The following is an 18,032-nucleotide window of genomic DNA, read 5'->3' as shown; positions in this document are numbered from 1 at the left end:
AGTGACTTTTTTGACCATGTGAGCCGGGCCACTCACCGGCATGTCTCGCTCGATGAGAGGTGTTCCGCCGGACGCGTCAGGTCGCGGTGGCCTCCGCCGCCGCCCGGCCCGCCTGGCGTCCGGAGAAGAGACAGCCGCCGAGGAAGGTGCCTTCCAGGGAGCGGTATCCGTGCACCCCGCCGCCGCCGAAGCCGGCGACCTCGCCCGCCGCGTACAGACCGGGGACGGGGTTGCCGGAGGCGTCCAGGACCCGGCCGGAGAGGTCGGTCTGCAGGCCGCCGAGGGTCTTGCGGGTGAGGACGTTGAGGCGGACGGCGATCAGCGGTCCGGCGCCGGAGTCGAGGATGCGGTGGATGGACGCCGTACGGCTGAGGCTGTCGCCGGTGTAGTTGAGGGCGTTGCGGATGCCCATGACCTGGACGTCCTTGGTGTACGCGTTGTCGATCTCGCGGTCGCGGGCCTCGATCTGCCGCTTGAGGTCGGCGAGGTCGATCAGCGAGGTGCCGGTCAGCTTGTTCATTCCGGCGACGAGGTCGGTGAGGGTGGTGGCGACGACGAAGTCCTCGCCCTTGTTCTTGAACTTCTCGATCGGCTCCGGGGTCTGCCAGATGCGGGTGAGCAGCTGCCAGATGTTCTTGTTGGTGAGGTCGGGGTTCTGTTCGGAGCCGGAGAGCGCGAACTCCTTGGCGATGATCTTCTGGGTGGTGACGAACCAGGAGTAGTCGTAGCCGGAGGCGGTGATGCTCCGCAGGGTGTGCAGGGTGTCGTAGCCCGGGATGTCGGGGCTGTCGAAGCGCTTGCCGGTGGCGTCGAACCACATCGAGGAGGGTCCGGGCAGGATGCGGATGCCGTGGCCGGGCCAGATCGGGTCGTAGTTCCTGAGGCCCTCGGTGTAGTGCCACATGCGGTCGGGGTTGACGATGCGGCCGCCCGCCTTCTCGGTGATGGCGAGCATCCGGCCGTCCACGTGCGCGGGGACGCCGGTGACCAGGTACTTCGGCGGGGTACCCATCCGGGCGGGCCAGTTCTGGCGGACCAGGTCGTGGTTGGCGCCGATGCCGCCGGAGGTGACGACGACGACCGGGGCGCGCAGTTCGAAGTCGCCGACGACCGTGCGGGAGCTGGGCTTGCCGCGGGCCGCGCTGCTGGGCTCCAGGATCGCCCCGCGCACCCCGGTGACGACTCCGCCGGTGGTGACGATCTCGTCGACGCGGTGGCGGAACTTGAAGGTGACCTTGTTCGCGTCGACCGCGGCCCGCACCTTCTTCTCGAAGGGTTCGACCACGGCCGGGCCGGTGCCCCAGGTGACATGGAAGCGGGGCACGGAGTTGCCGTGTCCGGTCGCGAGTCCGCCGCCGCGCTCGGCCCAGCCGACGATGGGGAACCACTGCACCCCGAGCCCGGACAGCCAGGACCGCTTCTCCCCGGAGGCGAACTCGACGTACGCCTTGGCCCAGCGGTAGGCCCAGTAGTCCTGGCCCTTGGGGTCGTCGACGCCGCGGTCGAAGCCGGCCGTGCCCTGCCAGTCCTGCCAGGCCAGGTCGTAGGTGTCCTTGACGCCCATCAGGCGCTGTTCGTCGGAGTTGACGAAGAACAGCCCGCCGAAGGACCAGAAGGCCTGGCCGCCGATGCTCGCCTCGGGTTCCTGGTCGAGCAGGAGCACCTTGCGTCCGGCGGCGGCGAGTTCGGCGGTGGCGACCAGTCCGGCGAGTCCGTGGCCGACGACGATGGCGTCGGCGTCCTGCGACTCGGCGGCGAAGGCCGGGAAGGCGTGGGCGGCGAGGGTCGCGCCCGCGACGACCCCGCCGGCCACGGTGAGTGCGTGGCGGCGGGTGATTCCGGAGGCTTCGGGGGTGTCCATGAGCGGCCCTCCTGGAGGCGTCACTGGGGTGGCACTTGGGGGATGCTTGGGAAAGGTTTGGTCGGTACATGGGTGGCGCGTGAAGGGTGCGCCGGAGGCGGCCTCACTGTTACCGTCGGTAGCCCAACAGGAAACCAGGTCGTCACAGCAGCGCGGTAGTGCGCGGGCGCCAACGCGGCAACCGCTTGCTTGTGGCCCGGAGACAGCGGCCGGGCGGAGAGGGGACCATGGCGGTCGTGCGCGGATCGGAACCGGTCACGGCGGTGCTGCGGGGCATGGCGGACGACCCGGACGTGTACGGCGAACTGGCGCGCGCGGCCCGCAGCCGCTCCCCCGAGCTGTCCCGGCTGACGGAGGAGGCGACCCGGTCGCATGTGACGGCGGTGCTGCGGGCGGCGGCCCCCTGGTTCACGGCGCCCGAGCAGGCCGGTCCGGTCGACGAACAGGACTTCAGCGCCGCCCTGTTGCTGGGTGCCGACCGGGCCGTGCAGGGCGTGCCGATGACGGTGGTGCTGCGGGGGGTGCAGGCCGCGCTCGCCCGGGTGGCCGAGATCGTCGTGGACCGCTGCCGTTCGGCGGGGGTGCCGGACCGGGTCCTGCTGTCCGTGGTGCTGCGGTTGCAGGAGTACGGCGCCGCGGTGGAGCGGCAGGTGATCCACGGCTACCGGGCCGCCGAGCACGACCCGCCGCGCGCGCTGGGCGCCGTACGCACCCGGCTGCTGCACCAGGCCCTGCTCGGTGAAGTCGCGCCGCGCGCGGAGGAGTTGGCGCGGGCCGGGGTCCGGGCGGACGCAGAGGGCCGCTACCACTGCCTGGTCGCCGCGCCCGCGCGCGGCGACGCGGTGCGCTCGGCGCATGTGGTGACCGTGCCGCTCGACGGCCGCACCGTGGGTCTCGGACCACGTCCGCCCGAGGCCGGCGAGCTCGCGCCGGAGGCGCTCGTGGTGGTCGCGCCCGCCGTCGCCCTGTCCGAACTTCCGGGCCTGTACCGGCTTTTGGTGCGGGCGCTGGACCTCGGCCGGCGGCAGTCACTGCACGGCGTGTACGACGTCACGGACTTCGCCGGCCGGATCGCGCTGACCGAACAGCCGGACCTGGGCGCGCTGTTGAGTCGCCGTCTGCTCGTGGAGCTTGACCCCGCGGACGCCTTCCACCGGCAACTCGCGCTCACCGCACTGGCGTTCCTGGACAACGGCCGTCGGCTCGACCAGACCGCGGCGGCCTTGTTCACCCATCCCAACACCGTCCGCTACCGCCTCGGCCGGCTCCGCCAGATCACCTCCGCCTCCCTCACCGAGGGCGACGGCGGCCCGCTCGCCGCCCTGCACTGGTGGTGGGCGCTCACCGCGTGGCTGGAGTCGCCGGAGTCGTCAACACAGCACTGAACAGCGGAGCTTGAGATCCATGACGTTTCGTTCGACCTGTCGGACATTGTTCGAGAAGTCTTGACGCGACCCTGTACACCGTTTGACACTCTCGCAACATCACGTCACACGGCTGAAACGGCGGTCTCCTATGACGCAGAGAAAACGCTTCCGCTTCCGGGCGAGACGCGGGGCGGGCCAACTGGCCTCTGTGACCGCCGTGTCGCTGCTCATGGGTCTCACCGCGGCGGCCGCACCGGCGCAGGCCGCGGACGACCTCACCGACGGACTCGCCCTCTGGTACAAGCTCGACGGCGCCTCCGGCACGACCGTGCCCGACGCCTCCGGCCACGGCCTGGACGGCACCCTCAACGGCACCGCCGACTGGTCCGGCCAGGGGCTCGGCTTCAACGGCTCGGACACCTACGTCAAGGTGCCGAACGACGTGATGAAGGGGCTGACGTCGATCAGCGTCGCCTTCGACGTGAAGCTCGACGCCACGCAGACCACGCCGTACTTCCTCTACGGCTTCGGCAACTCCAGCGGCAGCAACGGCAACGGCTATCTCTTCGCCACCGGCAACTCCCTGCGCACCTCGATCGCCACCGGCAACTGGTCGACGGAACAGACCACCAAGCCCTCCGACTCCCGCAACCTCACCCGCTCGGTGTGGAAGAACGTCACCTACACCCAGACGGGCAGCACCGGTGTCCTGTACGAGGACGGCGTCGAGGTCGCCCGCAACACCTCGGTGACCATCACCCCGGGCGCGATCGGCTCCGGCACGACCACCGCCAACTACGTGGGCAAGTCGGTCTACTCGGGCGACAAGCTGTTCAAGGGCAGCATGCGCGACTTCCGCGTGTACGACCGCGCCCTGGCGGCATCCGAGGTCGAGCAGCTCGCGCTCCCCGTCGCCACCCAGGGGGTCGAGGACGACAAGGCGGCCCTCGACCTGGGCGACACCAGCGCGGTCACCGCCGACCTGACGCTGCCGAAGACCGGTACGGCCGGCGGCTCCACCATCACCTGGGCCAGCGACAACACCGACCTCGTCACGGACGCCGGCAAGGTGACCCGCCCGACCGCGGGCCGGCCCGACGGCCACGCCACCCTCACCGCGACCCTGAAGAAGGGCACGGTCAGCGCGACCAGGACGTTCGACATCACGGTCCTCTCGGCCTTCGACGACCAGACCGCGACCGAGCAGGCCGCCGAGGCGCTGACCGTCCACAACCTCGACGACGTCCGCGGCAACCTCACGCTGCCGGCCTCCGGCAGGTACGGCACGGACGTCACCTGGTCCTCCGCCGACCCGGACGCCGTCTCGGCCGGCGGCGTGGTCCACCGCCCCGCCCACGGCGCGGGCGCCACCACGGTCGAGCTCACCGCGACGGTCACCAAGGGCGACGCGAAGACGACCCGGGTGTTCACCGCGAAGGTCCCCGAACTCCCCGCGAAGGAAGCCCTCAAGGGCTACATGTTCAGCTACTTCACCGGTGAGGGCACCGCGAACGGCGAGCAGCTCTACGCCGCGCTCAGCAAGGGCAACGACCCTCTGAAGTGGCGTGAGCTCAACGACGGCGAGCCCGTCCTGACCTCCACGCTCGGCGAGCAGGGCCTGCGCGACCCGTTCATCATCCGCTCCCCCGAGGGCGACAAGTTCTACCAGATCGCCACCGACCTCAGGATCTACGGCAACGGCGACTGGGACGCCGCCCAGCGCACCGGCAGCAAGTCCATCATGGTCTGGGAGTCCACCGACCTGGTGCACTGGACGAACCAGCGCCTGGTGCAGGTCTCCCCCGACAGCGCCGGCAACACCTGGGCGCCCGAGGCGTACTACGACAGCGACCTCGGTGAGTACGTCGTCTTCTGGGCGTCGAAGCTGTACGACAACGAGGCGCACTCCGGCGACACCTACAACCGGATGATGTACGCCACCACCCGGGACTTCTACACCTTCAGCGAGCCCAAGGTCTGGATCGACCGCGGCTACTCCGTCATCGACTCCACCGTCATCCAGCACGACGGCACCTACTTCCGGCTGTCGAAGGACGAGCGCAACAACACCTCCTCCACGCCCAACAGCAAGTTCATCTTCGAGGAGAAGAGCGACTCGCTGCTGAACCTGTCCTGGGACGCGGTCGCCGAGGGCATCGGCAAGGGCGCGATGAGCGCGGCCGAGGGCCCGCTGGTGTTCAAGTCGAACACCGAGGACAAGTGGTACGCCTTCCTCGACGAGTTCGGCGGGCGCGGTTACCTCCCCTTCGAGACCACCGACCTCGCCTCCGGCACCTGGACACCGGTCGCCGACTACGACCTGCCCTCGCGGCCCCGTCACGGCACGGTCCTGCCGGTCACCCAGGCCGAGTACGACCGACTGCTGACCGCCTACCAGCCGGACCAGCTCGTCACCGGCGTCGAGGACGTCACGGTGAAGACACGGACCGGTGAGGCGCCGGTGCTGCCCGCGACGGTGATCGCCACCTACTCCGACGGGGTCGAGCGGCCGGTGGCCGTGACCTGGGACGACGTCCCGGAGTCGGCGTACGCGCAGCCCGGTGAGTTCACGGTGACGGGCAGCCTGCCCGACGGCGCCGCGATCCCCGTGCAGGCGAAGGTGACGGTCTCCGCGGAGGGCGCCGACGTGCCCGCCGACCTGCTGCTGCACTACGGCTTCGACGAGACGTCCGGCAACATCGCCGTCGACTCCAGCGGCCACGGCTACCACGGCACCTACGTCCGTACGCCCGCCTTCGGCACCGGCGTGAGCGGCGGCTCGTTCAGCATGTCCGGCGCGAGCGACTCGCCGTATGTGAAGATCCCGAACGGTGTGCTGAAGAACGCCGACAGCGTGACCGTCTCGACGTACGCGAAGTGGAAGGGCGGCAGCAGCTGGCAGTGGCTGTTCGGGCTCGGTCCGGACAGCAACAAGTACCTCTTCGCCAGCCCCTCCAACGGCTCCTCCAAGCTGTACTCGGCCATCACCAAGGCGAGTTGGTCGGCGGAGTCGAAGCTGACGGCGGGCTCCCAGCTCACCGCCGGCGAGTGGCGGCACGTGACCGTCACCCTGGACGGCTCGACCGGAACGATGGTCCTCTACGTGGACGGCATCGAGGCGGCCCGGGCGACCGGCGTCACCATCAAGCCGTCCGAGCTGTACGACGCCGACAAGGACTACAGCGGCTACATCGGACGCTCCCTGTACGCGGCCGACCCGTACTTCGGCGGTGAGGTCGACGACTTCCGGATCTACGACCGCGCCCTGTCGGCGGCCGAGGTGATGGAGCTCAGCGGCAACACCACGGGCATCGCGCGCGCCACCCACCCGGCGCTCAAGGTCGACGCGCTCATCGACAACGGCGACAGCCGCATCACCCTGCCCTTGAAGGAGGGCACCGACCTCACCGCGCTGGCCCCGGAGTTCACCCTCGCCCACGGCGCGGCCGTCAGCCCCGCCTCCGGCAGCGTGCAGGACTTCACCAAGCCCGTGAAGTACGAGGTGACCGGCTCCGACGGCAAGAAGCGCACCTGGACGGTCTCGGCGCTCGAGATGAAGAGCCCGGTACTGCCGGGGCTCAACGCCGACCCGAACATCGTCCGCTTCGGCGACACCTTCTACCTGTACCCGACGACCGACGGCTTCGACGGCTGGAGCGGTACGCAGTTCAAGGCGTACTCCTCGACCGACCTGGTGCACTGGACGGACCACGGTGTCATCCTCGACCTGGGCCCGGACGTGAGCTGGGCGGACAGCAGGGCCTGGGCGCCGACGATCGCCGAGAAGGACGGGAAGTACTACTTCTACTTCTGCGCCGACGCGAACATCGGCGTGGCGGTCTCCGACTCGCCCACGGGTCCCTTCAAGGACGCCCTCGGCGCACCGCTGCTGAAGGCGGGCCAGCTGAGCGGCCAGATGATCGACCCGGCCGTGTTCACCGACGACGACGGTCAGTCGTACCTCTACTGGGGCAACGGCCACGCGTACGTGGCGCCGCTGAACGCCGACATGACCTCGATCGACACCGCGCAGATCAAGGACATCACCCCGAGCGGCTACAACGAGGGCTCGTTCGTGGTGAAGCGCAAGGGCACCTACTACTTCATGTGGTCGGAGAACGACACCCGCGACGAGAACTACCGGGTCGCCTACGCCACCGGCTCCTCCCCCACCGGCCCCTGGACCGAGCGGGGCGTGATCCTGGAGAAGGACGCCTCGCAGGGCATCCTGGGCACCGGCCACCACTCGGTCGTCCAAGTCCCGGGCACGGACGACTGGTACATCGCCTACCACCGCTTCGCGATCCCCGGCGGTGACGGCACCCACCGTGAGACCACCATCGACAAGATGGAGTTCGACGCGGACGGCCTGATCGAGAAGGTCGTGCCCACCCTGACCAGCATCGACCCGGTCGCCGTGGTGCACGCCGGTCCCGACGCCACCGGCACGGAGGGCGACGCGATCGCCCTGAACGGCACGCACTCCGGCGCGGGCACCCCGAAGTGGACGCTCGAACAGGGCGCGCCCTGCACGATCGCCGACGCGGGGGCGGCCCGGACCACGGTCACCTGCGCCGACAACGGCACGTTCACCCTCACCCTGACCGCGGGGCGCAGCACCGACACGGCCGTCGTCACGGTGAAGAACGCGGCCCCGGCCGTCACCTCCGCCACCGGCCCGACGGGCCCGGTCCCGGCCGGCCGCCGTACGGCCGTCACGGCGGTCTTCACCGACCCGGGCACCGCCGACACCCACACCTGCGCCATCGACTGGAAGGACGGCACCAGGCCGACCGCAGGCACGGTCACCGCGACCGGCTGCCGCGCCGAGCACACCTACACCTCGGCGGGCATCCGCCGGCCGGTGGTCACGGTCACCGACGACGACGGCGCCTCGGCAAGCCGTACGCTCGGCGAGGTCGTCGTGTACGACCGCTCGGCCGGTCCGGTGGTGGGCGCGGGTGCCGTCGGCACCCGAAGCTTCTTCATCGTCGCCGCCCGCTACCTGCCGCAGGCCGCCACCCCGCTCGGCCAGGTCACCTACGTCTCCGGCCCGGCCCGGGTGAAGTTCCGCTCCACCGCCCTGGACTGGCTCGTCGTCAGCGGCGCCAAGGCCGTCGTCGAGGGCTCCGGCACGGTGGGCGGCAAGAAGGGCTACGGCTTCCGGGTCACGGCCACCGACAACCCCGACACCTTCGCGATCAGGATCTGGAAGAAGTCCGACGGCACGGTCGTCCTCGACACGGGGGCGGGGGTGAAGCCCGGCTCCGTGACGATCGGCACGCACCGCCGCTAGCGACGGGTTAAGGTCATGGGCCCTCTGCGCACGCAGGGGGCCCATTCGTCGTCCTGGGGGGGACCTCGTCCATGCCGACACCCGACGAGATCTGGGAGAGCGCCGACCTGACCACCCGGCGGCTCGCCGGGCTCGCGCTCAATCCGGTCACACCACCGGACATCCTGCTGCGCCTGCTCCTGGACGGCCCGCTCGCGGTCCGGACGGTACTGTGCCGGGACCGGGTTCTGCCCGAGGCCGTCGTCGACGCCGTGATCACTCATCCGGACCACCTCACCCGCCGCTTCTTCGCCGGCAGCGCCCATGCCGACCCCGCTCAGCGGGCGCGGCTGGTGGACGATCCCGACTGGATCGTGCGCGCCTGGCTGGCCGACGGCCCCCTGCCGACCGCGTCGCTTCGGCCGAGGCCGCTGCCCGACGCGACCGTCGTCCGCATGATCAGCACCTACGACAACGAGCAACTGGGCGGAGGCATCTACCGGCAGTTCTCGAACGAACTGCGCCGGGCCATGCCCACGCATCCCGACCCCAAGGTCCGCGCCTGGGGCGTCGGCATGTGGACCTGGCTGTCCGCCGAGCGCCGCGCCGCACTGCTGGCGGACCCGGACGACGAGGTACGCAGGAGGGCGGAAGGTCATCGACAGGACGAGGATCCGGCCTGGGTGGAGAGCAGCCTGCCGGACCACCCGTGCCACGCGCGGACCCACGTCCTGATGAACCTGCCGCTGACCAGGTCGGTCGTGGACAGCGTGCTCACCGCTCCGGCGGGTCCCGAGGAGCGCTCGATGATCGCGGGCAACGCCTCACTGCCGTCCGACGTGGTGGTCCTGCTGGCTTCCGATCCGGATCCGGAGGTGCGGGAGGAGATCGCGCGCCGGGACGACCTCGGGCCGGACGAGTTGCGGGCCCTCGCCGTCGATCCCGAGCCGAAGGTGCGGCTCGCCGTGTCCGTCCACCCGGCGTGGAGCGAGGAGGAGCGGGCCGGCATCGACTACGCGGTTCCCTTGGACCTCACCTTCGGCCCCCACTTCGAGAGCCTTCACCCCCGCGATCCCGAGGCCGTCCGGCGGGACGCCCTGTCCGGGCATCCGCTGCTGCGCCGACGCGCGGCGACGGAGCGAGGGCTGCCGCCGGACCTGGTGGACCTGCTGGGCGCCGACGACGACCTGGGAGTACGGGTCCTGCTGGCCCAGAACCATCCCGACGCCCCGGCAGAGCTGCTGCTGCGCAGCTTTCTGGAGTGCACCGGCCGGGAACGCGAGCTCCTCCTCACCCGGCCGCGCTTCCCGGCCGATGGCCTCGCGGTGTACGCCGACCACGGGGACCCGGCGGTCCGGGCCCTGGCCGCCCGGGATCCCGGCACGGCGCCGGAGGTCGTGGAGCGGCTGACCCGGGATCCGGATGCCGGGGTCCGGGCCGTGTTCGCCCGGCATCCCAGGCTTCCCGCGGCCCGGCTGGCCGAACTGCTCGACGACGAGGAGCTGGTGCAGCACGCCGCCGCCAACCCGGCGCTGGGCGTGGACGCCGTCCGGCGCCTGGTGGCGGCGCTGCCGGTCAGCTGACGGCCAGCAGGGCCTCGAGCGCCAGGGCGGTTCCGGGGTGGCGCGCCAGGAGGCGCGCGCCCCCCGGTTCCGCCGTCTCCCAGGTGCCCTCACAGCCCAGCAGTGCGGCCAGCGCGTCGCAGGTCGCGGGATGGGCGGCGAGGAGTGCCGCGCCGCCGCCGGTGGGCGCGGACGCCAGTGCCAGGGGCGGTGCCTCCGGGAGCCGCCACGGCGGGACCCAGGTGTCCAGCTCCGCCAGGCGGGCCGGGAAGATCCGGCCGGCCTCGCGGACGATCAGCGGGGCGAGTTCGGTGCCGCCTGCGCGCAGGGTGGTGATGAGGGTCGGCAGCCAGGGCAGCAGGACCCGGTCGGGGAGGCGGGCGAAGGCGTTGGACACCGCCTCGACGACGAAGTCCGCGAGGGCCGGGACCGGTTCGAGGGCGTGTACGAACCCGCTGAGGTAGCGGGGATAGGCCGGGACGACCAGCGGGTTGGCGAGCAGGTCGTCGCAGCGCTCCCGCAGCGCCGCCCTGGGCAGGGTGCCCAGGTGGGTCTGGGCCGCCCAGAGCAGGGCGGTGCGCGCGGGCTCGGCCGGACGGGACTGGGCCAGGGCCAGTTCGAGCTGGGTGCGGTCGCAGCCCAGGGAGAGGGCGAGGCTCTCCATGCTGAACAGGAAGCCCAGCATCGCGGCGACCTGGCGGACGGTCGCGTCCTCGTCGGCGAACGCGGTCGGCAGCAGCGTGCAGTAGTGCGCGTACCCGGCCTTGACGAAGGACTCGATCCAGGACGGCAGGACCGGCTCGGCGGTCCGGTAGTACGCCAGCAGCCGGCGGACGCGGCCCAGCACCTCCGGGGCGCCGTCGACGCTGCGCTCGCCCGCGAGGACCTCCAGCGCCCGGGTGCCCAGCTCGTCGGCGAGCCGTCGGCTGCGCAGGTACACGATCGCGTCCTCGACCGTCGCGAGGACGGTCGCGGCCGTGGCCTGCGGTGCGTACGCGGTGCGGCGCAGCCGCTGCTCCAGGACCTGCTCGATGCTGACGCCCTCGTAGCCGAGTTCGATGAGCGACCGCTGGTGGGTGCCGAGGGCGAGGTCCCAGGACTCCTGGATGGGGCGCTCGCCGAGGCTGCGGTCGCCCATGATGGGGCGGGCGGCTCCCTCGGGCAGCAGCCGGCGCAGCATCCACAGCACGTCCGAGCAGGGGGCGAGTCCGGGCTGGGCGGCGATGTCCAGCAGGGCCCGCTGGACCCCGCGCTGCTGGAGCCTCAGGTTCAGCGGGGCGAGCCGGTCGTGGACGTCCCGGGCCAGCGGCGGCAGCGCGTCGTAGCCGACCTGGCCGACACGGTCGCCGCCCATCATGATCTCGACGAGCCGGCCCACGTCCCGCCGGCCCGGCACCCGGTCCTTCTCGATGCAGGTGACGGCCGCGTCCTGGAAGTCGTACGGCGTCGGCTTGGCGCGGTCGCGCAGGCCGGCCAGCAGGATCGAGGTCTCGAAGACGGCGATGGCGTCGGCGGTGGAGGCGAGGTAGCCGTTGCGGCGGGCGGCGCGCACGATCTCCACCGACCAGCCGAGCAGTTCGGCCTCGTCGAGGGCGTCGAGGACGGGCGGCCGCCGCAGGAACCCGGTGAGCCTGTCGGCGGGCGCGGGCGGGGCGGCGGACGGTGGGGCGGTGGGCGCGGGGAGGCTCTTCTTCGGCTTGGTGCCCGCCTGGCCCGCCAGCCGGTAGGGCTTCACCCGGGTGCGCTTGAGGTTCTTGGCCCATTCCGTGGCGGCGATGGAGACCGAGCCGGCGGCCAGCCCGAACTGGGCCTCGATCGCGGCGTGGCTGGACGGGATCAGCCCGTGCCGCCACGTGGTGCCGCTGGGCGCGCCGATGGTGAAGGTGTCGCTGCCGTGCACGCCGAACTCCTCGACGCGGCTCGCGGCGTGGAAGGCTCCGCAGACGTAGAGGCAGTCGGCGGGGTCGGTGCCGGTGGCGGCGAGGTGTTCCCGCATCCGCGTCCACATGTACCGCTCGCGGTCCTCGTCGACGCGGACCTTGTGCGCCTCCCCGGGGGCGAGACGGCGGAAGAGACTGCCGATGAGCAGCATCACCTGGCGGTAGGTGTCGTGGTCGCTGTCGCCCAGGGGCAGTTCGACGTACTGGTGCCACCACTCGGACCAGTGGCGGACCCGGCCGTGGCGCAGGAGGTGTTCCTCCAGTTCGGCGAAGCGCGGGCGCAGGTCGCCGATCTCCACGCCGACGGCGTCGCCGTGCAGGGCGCTCTCCTCGCCGGCCGCCGGGGCGTCGGGGTCCGAGGGAGTGGGTTCGTCCTGGGTCTCCCACTGGAACACATGGTCCGAGGAGCGGTCGACGAGGACCAGTTCGACCCCGGGGGTGTCCAGGGCGTAGGCGATGGCCTGGTACTCGGCGGAGGCCTCCGTGATCGGGGCGACGACCGACAGCGGGGACCAGTCGGCGGGGAAGCCCTCGACCTCCGACGCGAACGCCTGGACGGCCACCGGGAGGCGGCAGTTGCGCAGCTCGGTGAGGAGGGGGGCCATGTCCTCGCACAGCTCCAGGTAGACCACCTTCGGCTGCTTCTCGCGGAGCCGGCGGGCCATGGCGAGCGCCGAGGCGGGTGAGTGGTGGCAGACCGGGAAGATCTCCAGCGGCTCGCGCACCGCGCGCTCGACGTCGTCGACGATGCCCCGCAGGATGCCCTCCAGGGCGCCGGGCCCGTCGGCGAACGCCGTGGCGGCCTCGTGGAGCTGGCCGCGCAGGCCCTCGAAGGTGCTGCCGGTACTCGTCCGCGCGCCGCTCATGACAGGGTCGCGATCGCGTCGCGGCCGCCCTCGAGGAACTCAGGCCAGGAGCCGCCCTCTTCCTTGCTGCGCGGCTCGACGACACCGTGCAGGTACTTGTTGAGGATGGCGAGGTCCTCGGGCTCGCGCCGGGCGAGGGAGCCGACGAGCGAGGAGGCGAGGGTACGGGCGGTCAGGGCGCGGTCGCCGAAGAAGTTGCTGTGCAGGATGGCGTCCTCCAGGACACCGATCTGCTCGGCGGTGGAGAGCGCGGACTCCAGCTTCTCGTCGTCGCTGCCGGCGGCGGCCGCGGAGGCGCGCAGGTCGGCGAAGCTCTGCAGGAGCACGTCCAGCAGGGTGGGCGGGACGTCGAGTTCGATCCGGTGGCGGCGCAGGAGCTCCTCGGTGCGGAAGCGGACGATCTCCGCCTCGCTCTTCTTGTTCGTCACGACCGGGATGCGGACGAAGTTGAAGCGGCGCTTGAGCGCGGAGGACAGGTCGTTCACGCCCCGGTCGCGGCTGTTGGCGGTGGCGATGACGGAGAAGCCGGGCTTGGCGAAGACGATGTTCTCCCCGCCGGCTCCGTCCAGTTCCGGGACGGAGATGTACTTCTCGGAGAGGATCGAGATCAGCGCGTCCTGGACGTCGCTGGTGGAACGGGTGAGTTCCTCGAAGCGGCCGATGGTGCCGGTCTCCATCGCGGTCATGATCGGCGAGGGGATCATCGACTCGCGCGACTGGCCCTTGGCGATCACCATGGACACGTTCCACGAGTACTTGATGTGGTCCTCGGTGGTGCCCGCCGTGCCCTGCACGACCTGGGTGGAGTTGCGGCAGATGGCCGCCGACAGCAGTTCGGCGAGCCAGCTCTTGCCGGTGCCGGGGTCGCCGATGAGCAGCAGCCCGCGGTCGGAGGCGAGGGTCACGATGGACCGCTCGACGAAGCTGCGGTCGCCGAACCACTTCTGGTCGATCTCCCGGTCGAGGCCGTCGGCGCGCTCGGAGCCCAGGACGAACACCCGGATCATCTTCGGCGACAGCCGCCAGGAGAACGGCTTGGGGTGGTCGTCGATCGACTCCAGCCAGTCCAGTTCCTCGGCGAACTTGATCTCGGCGGGGGCGCGCAACAGGTCGGTCATCACAGGGCCTTTCTCAGTTTGTGGGGTATCAGGCGAGGAACGTCTTGAGTTCGTCGACGAGCTTGCGGATGTGGCCGGAGATCACCGGTGTGCCCTGGTCCTTGAAGCGCTCCCGGAACCAGGGGTTGACGCTGCCGCGCCCGGAGCTGGTCACCGAGCCGACGGGGATGAACTTGACCCCGGAGCGGTGCAGGGCGGCCATGCTGTCGAACAGCGGCTGGTGGTGCCATTCGTAGAAGTCGGAGATCCACACCACGACGGTGTTGCGCGGCTCGGCGATCTTCGGCTGGGCCAGGGCCATCGCGACCGTGCCGTCGGTGCCGCCGCCGAGCTGGGTGCGCAGCAGGGTCTCGAAGGGGTCGTGCACCCAGGGGGTGAGGTCGACCGCCCGGGTGTCGTACGCGACGAGGTGGACGTCCACCCTCGGCAGTCCGGCGAAGATCGACGCCAGGATGGTGCAGTTGACCATCGAGTCGACCATCGAGCCCGACTGGTCGACGACCACGATGAGCCGCTGGGGTGTCGTCTTGCGGGCGGTGTGCCGGTAGTAGAGGCGGTCGACGTAGAGCCGCTCCTCCTCGGGGCTGTAGTTGGTGAGGTTCTTCCAGATGGTGCGGTCGAGGTCGAGGTTGCGGAAGACGCGCTTCGGCGGGATCGAGCGGTCGATCGCGCCGACGGTGGCCTTCTCGACCTGGGTGCGCAGAACTTCCGCGACCTCGTCGACGAACCGGCGGATCAGCGACTTGGCGTTGGCGAGGGCCACACCCGAGAGGTTGTTCTTGTCGCGCAGGAGCTGCTCGATGAGGGACATGCTCGGGGTGAGTCGGGCGGCGAGCGCGGGGTCGGCGAGCACCTCGCGCAGTCTCATGCGGCGGACGAGGTCGCCCTCCAGGGCGCCCAGTTCGGGTCCGATCGCCGGGATGAGGTTGCCGAGGTCGGGGGTGGCGCGGTGGCCGCCGGTCCCGGTGGGGCTCACGCCCCGGCCCGCGCCGCGTCCGCCGCGTCCGCCGCGCAGATCGCCGGGTGAGCAGCCCAGGGCGCGCTCCAGCCAGCCAGCGTCGGACTGCCACCGGGACAGCTGCCCGGCGCTGACGGCTCCGCTGCCGGTGGCGAACACATTGAGCAGCACCTTGGACACCAGGGCCGCGCGGCGCACCTCCGCGGCGCCGTCCCGTGGTTCGTCGTCGCTGTCGTCGGCCACCATCAGCCCGTCGAATTCGTCCGCCAGGTGCGGATGGCGCTGCACGATCGAGTCGACGGAGGCATGCGGGTCCAGCAGGGCGGGCGGGAGGCCGATGTCCTCGACGACGGCGAGGCTCGCCGACTCCAGGGCGGCCTGCTCCTCGGGGTCGAAGAGCCGGGCGAGGAGCCGCCAGTACAGCACCTGCCGACGGTTGTCGCACGGGTCGGCCCCGGGCCCCGGGGCTCCCGCCGCGATAGCCGTCGTCTCGGCAGCCGGGCCACCCTCCGACTCGGCGGCCGGGCCCGTCGCCGGGGTGGCACCCGGCTCGGCGGCCGGGGCGGCCGTCACGCCGCGGTGCGCCTCCATGGCCGGGGACGCCTGCAACCCACCTGTCGCCTCGGCAGCCGGATCCGCCACCGGGGTGACGCTCGGCTCGGTGGCCGGGGTCGCCGCCCTGGTGCCTGGCGTCTCGGCGGCCGCGGGCACCCTCAGGGCGGGTGTCGCCTCGTCGGCCGGGGTGGCCGCCACGGTGTCTGACATCTCGGCGGCCGGGGACGCCTGCAACCCACCTGTCGCCTCGGCAGCCTGATCCGCCACCGGGGTGACGCTCGGCTCGGTGGCCGGGGTCGCCGCCATGGTGCCTGGCGTCTCGGGGGCCGGGGTCGCCCTCGGGGCAGTTGTCGGGGCGGTCGTCGCCTCGGTTGTCCGTTCGGTCACTTGCGCAGCAGCCTTCCCGCTCGCTCCCGCAGGACGGTCACGGCGTCGGTGGCGGCCTTCTCCGCCTTGACGCCCGTCCTGTCGGTGGTGCCGCCGGCCCAGGCACCCGCCTGGAGGGCGACGGTCTTGCGGCGCACGGTGGTCTCGACGGCCAGTGGCTGGAGCCGGAAGGCGCCGCCGTCCCAGCGGAGCAGACCGATGCAGGCGCCGGAGGCCGCGACGGCCTCGGGGGTCAGCGGGCCCGCGACCGGAATGCGGTCGGTGTCGACGACGAGGTCGTCACCCGCGTGGGTGAGGACGAGGGTGTCGCCGTCCTGCCGGGTGGCGTAGCCCTCCAGGTACACCGGTTCGGCGAGGCGCGCGGGGTGCCGGTCGAGCGGTGCGGTGGCCGCCGCGGTGGCCGTGGGCAGGGCGACGCGGGCGGTGGCGAAGGGGTCGGCCGGTTCGCCCGGGCGGACCCGGGTGTCGTCCCAGAGGAGGTCGCCCTCCTCGGTGAGGGGCATGGCGTCCAGCCGCATCGCCCGGCCTTCGCCGAGGGCCGCGAGCAGGGGCAGATGCGGCCGCAGCAGCTGCCAGACACCGGCCGCGACCACGCTGTCCGGCTTGGGCACCGAGACGCTGGCGCGCACCAGCCGGGACGGCGTGCCGTCCTCGGGTTCGAACACGGCGTGGACCTGGGCCTGCGCGGCGGTCGCGTGTTCGTGCAGGTCGATGCCGAGCGGCAGCAGCCGGCCGGTGGCCGTGCCGGCGGCGGGCCGGTCCAGGGCTCCGGGCCGGGTGAGCAGCAGGGCGCGTGCCCAGAGGTCGCCCCAGCGGCGGGCCGGGATCCGCTCCAGGGCGGATCCGGGGCAGGAGGCGGCGAGTTCGGCGGCGAAACCGTCGAGCAGGGCGGCGAGCCGGCGCAGTTCGGGCCGGGGCAGCATCGCGGAGACGATCGGGGCGGCGCCGCCGACGAGTTCGTGGTCGATGCCCTGCCAGCCGGCGCGGGCGAGGTCCGCGAGCCAGGTCCGGGCGGCGGCGAGCAGGTTGGCCTGCTGCGGGTCGCCGGCCGCGGAGGGGGTGCCGTCGGCGCGGGTGCGGCCGGTGGCGGCGTCCGCGCGGTCGGTGAGCGCGTCGTGGACGGCGCCGAGGAGGGCCGAGCGGGCGGCGGCCAGGGCGAGGAGGTGGTCCTCGCCCGCCGTTCCCGCGGCGGCCTTCTCGGCGGCCTCGGCGACCAGCGCGGCCAGCGGGCTGCCGGCGACGGCGCGGGCGAGCTCCGCCAGACCGGCGGCCTGGTCGGGCCGGGGCCGCAGCAGCCCGGCGACGAGACACCGGTCGAAGGCGTCGGCCGCGGCCAGGGCCTCCTCCAGCCCGTCCACCGGGGCACCGAGCACCCCGGTGGACTCCCCCGCACCCGGGCGCTCCCCCGCGCCGCCCGGGTCCGCGGCCCCCTCGGAGACGGACGTCACCGCGCTCTCCGCCCTGGTCGGGGCGAACCAGTGCATCTCCGGCAACGGGTCCGTGACCGGCGCCTGTTCGAGATAGGCGAGGTGGCGCAGGAACCGGCTGAAGACGGGGGCGGCGGCCGCCTTGCCGTCCGCCTGCTGCGGGCGGGTGCCGGTCATCGCGGCGACAAGGGCGGCGGCGTCGGGCTCGCCGCCCGTCGGCTCGACGCGCAGGGAGCGGGCGACGCGCGGGCCGCCGTACTGGAGGACCGCCTCGGTGACCAGGGCGCGGATGTGGTTGCAGAACGAGCCGCGCGCGCCGCCGCAGGGCCGGTTGTTGTTGGTGCTGCACGCGAAGGCGTAGGTCCCGGCCGCGATCGACGAGACGTAGACGCGCTCGATGTCCGAGCCGCTGGAGACGACCCCTTGCAGGCGTCCCTCGGCCAGTTCGACGAAGGGGACCTTGGCGAGCTTGCGCGGACGGGCGGGCGGCACCACCCGGGCCGTACTCGCCCTTTCCCAGTTCTCCCGGTCCGACAACTCACCATCTCCTTTGCGGCACACGGCTGCACACGCCGGGGCGGCGCAGCACAGGGGATTCGCCGCACCCGAGCGGCGCGACACCAATGAACTTATCGGCGACCACTGACAACGCGTCCGACCTGCGGAAACAACGGCCGGTGACGAGAGCGGGCGGTCCCGCCCGGAGCGCTTGGGCG

Annotated in this window: 8 protein-coding genes and 1 pseudogene; 3 read left to right on the top strand and 6 right to left on the bottom strand. The window is 72.1% G+C overall.

Annotated features, from left to right (window positions below; all coding sequences use genetic code 11):
• Positions 1-76 precede the first annotated feature (76 nt).
• Complete coding sequence (locus ACYQ8Q_RS41345) at positions 77-1,861, bottom strand: FAD-binding dehydrogenase (protein ID WP_460072119.1); 1,785 nt, start codon at positions 1,859-1,861, stop codon at positions 77-79.
• A gap of 227 nt (positions 1,862-2,088) precedes the next feature.
• On the opposite strand from ACYQ8Q_RS41345, the gene ACYQ8Q_RS41340 reads away from it, so the two are divergent.
• The 3 genes from ACYQ8Q_RS41340 to ACYQ8Q_RS41330 all read left to right on the top strand — a co-directional run bounded on the left by ACYQ8Q_RS41340 (position 2,089) and on the right by ACYQ8Q_RS41330 (position 10,086).
• Positions 2,089-3,246, top strand: coding sequence for a helix-turn-helix domain-containing protein (locus ACYQ8Q_RS41340; RefSeq protein ID WP_460072118.1), 1,158 nt, complete (start codon positions 2,089-2,091; stop codon positions 3,244-3,246).
• Between the two features lie 130 nt (positions 3,247-3,376).
• Positions 3,377-8,524: a family 43 glycosylhydrolase gene (locus ACYQ8Q_RS41335; RefSeq protein WP_460072116.1), complete on the top strand. Its 5,148-nt coding sequence runs from the start codon at positions 3,377-3,379 to the stop codon at positions 8,522-8,524.
• 71 nt (positions 8,525-8,595) lie between these two features.
• Entirely contained in the window at positions 8,596-10,086 is a 1,491-nt protein-coding gene (locus tag ACYQ8Q_RS41330; protein ID WP_460072114.1) for a hypothetical protein, read from the top strand.
• On the opposite strand, the gene ACYQ8Q_RS41325 is transcribed toward ACYQ8Q_RS41330, so the two are convergent.
• The 5 genes and pseudogenes from ACYQ8Q_RS41325 to ACYQ8Q_RS41305 form a co-directional block, all read right to left on the bottom strand.
• Positions 10,079-12,871 carry a DUF5682 family protein gene (locus ACYQ8Q_RS41325; RefSeq protein ID WP_460072112.1) on the bottom strand — a complete coding sequence of 931 codons (2,793 nt, stop codon included), beginning with the start codon at positions 12,869-12,871 and terminating at the stop codon, positions 10,079-10,081. The two genes, ACYQ8Q_RS41330 and ACYQ8Q_RS41325, sit on opposite strands and share 8 nt — an antisense overlap.
• On the bottom strand, positions 12,868-13,989 hold the full coding sequence (locus tag ACYQ8Q_RS41320; protein ID WP_460072110.1) for an ATP-binding protein: 1,122 nt from the start codon (positions 13,987-13,989) through the stop codon (positions 12,868-12,870). Before ACYQ8Q_RS41320 ends, ACYQ8Q_RS41325 begins: the two co-directional genes overlap by 4 nt.
• Positions 13,990-14,017: 28 nt before the next feature.
• Entirely contained in the window at positions 14,018-15,427 is a 1,410-nt protein-coding gene (locus tag ACYQ8Q_RS41315) for a VWA domain-containing protein (protein WP_460073710.1), read from the bottom strand.
• A 458-nt stretch (positions 15,428-15,885) separates the two neighbouring features.
• A complete protein-coding gene (locus ACYQ8Q_RS41310) occupies positions 15,886-17,373 on the bottom strand; it encodes a hypothetical protein (RefSeq protein ID WP_460073708.1) in 1,488 nt (495 codons plus the stop codon).
• Positions 17,347-17,811: pseudogene (locus tag ACYQ8Q_RS41305) on the bottom strand (hypothetical protein); the annotation flags it as partial. The pseudogene ACYQ8Q_RS41305 and the gene ACYQ8Q_RS41310, both read right to left, overlap by 27 nt.
• Positions 17,812-18,032 lie beyond the last annotated feature (221 nt).

The organism is Streptomyces sp. YKOK-I1 (assembly GCF_054660435.1).
This window is presented reverse-complemented; position numbering and strand designations above follow the sequence as displayed.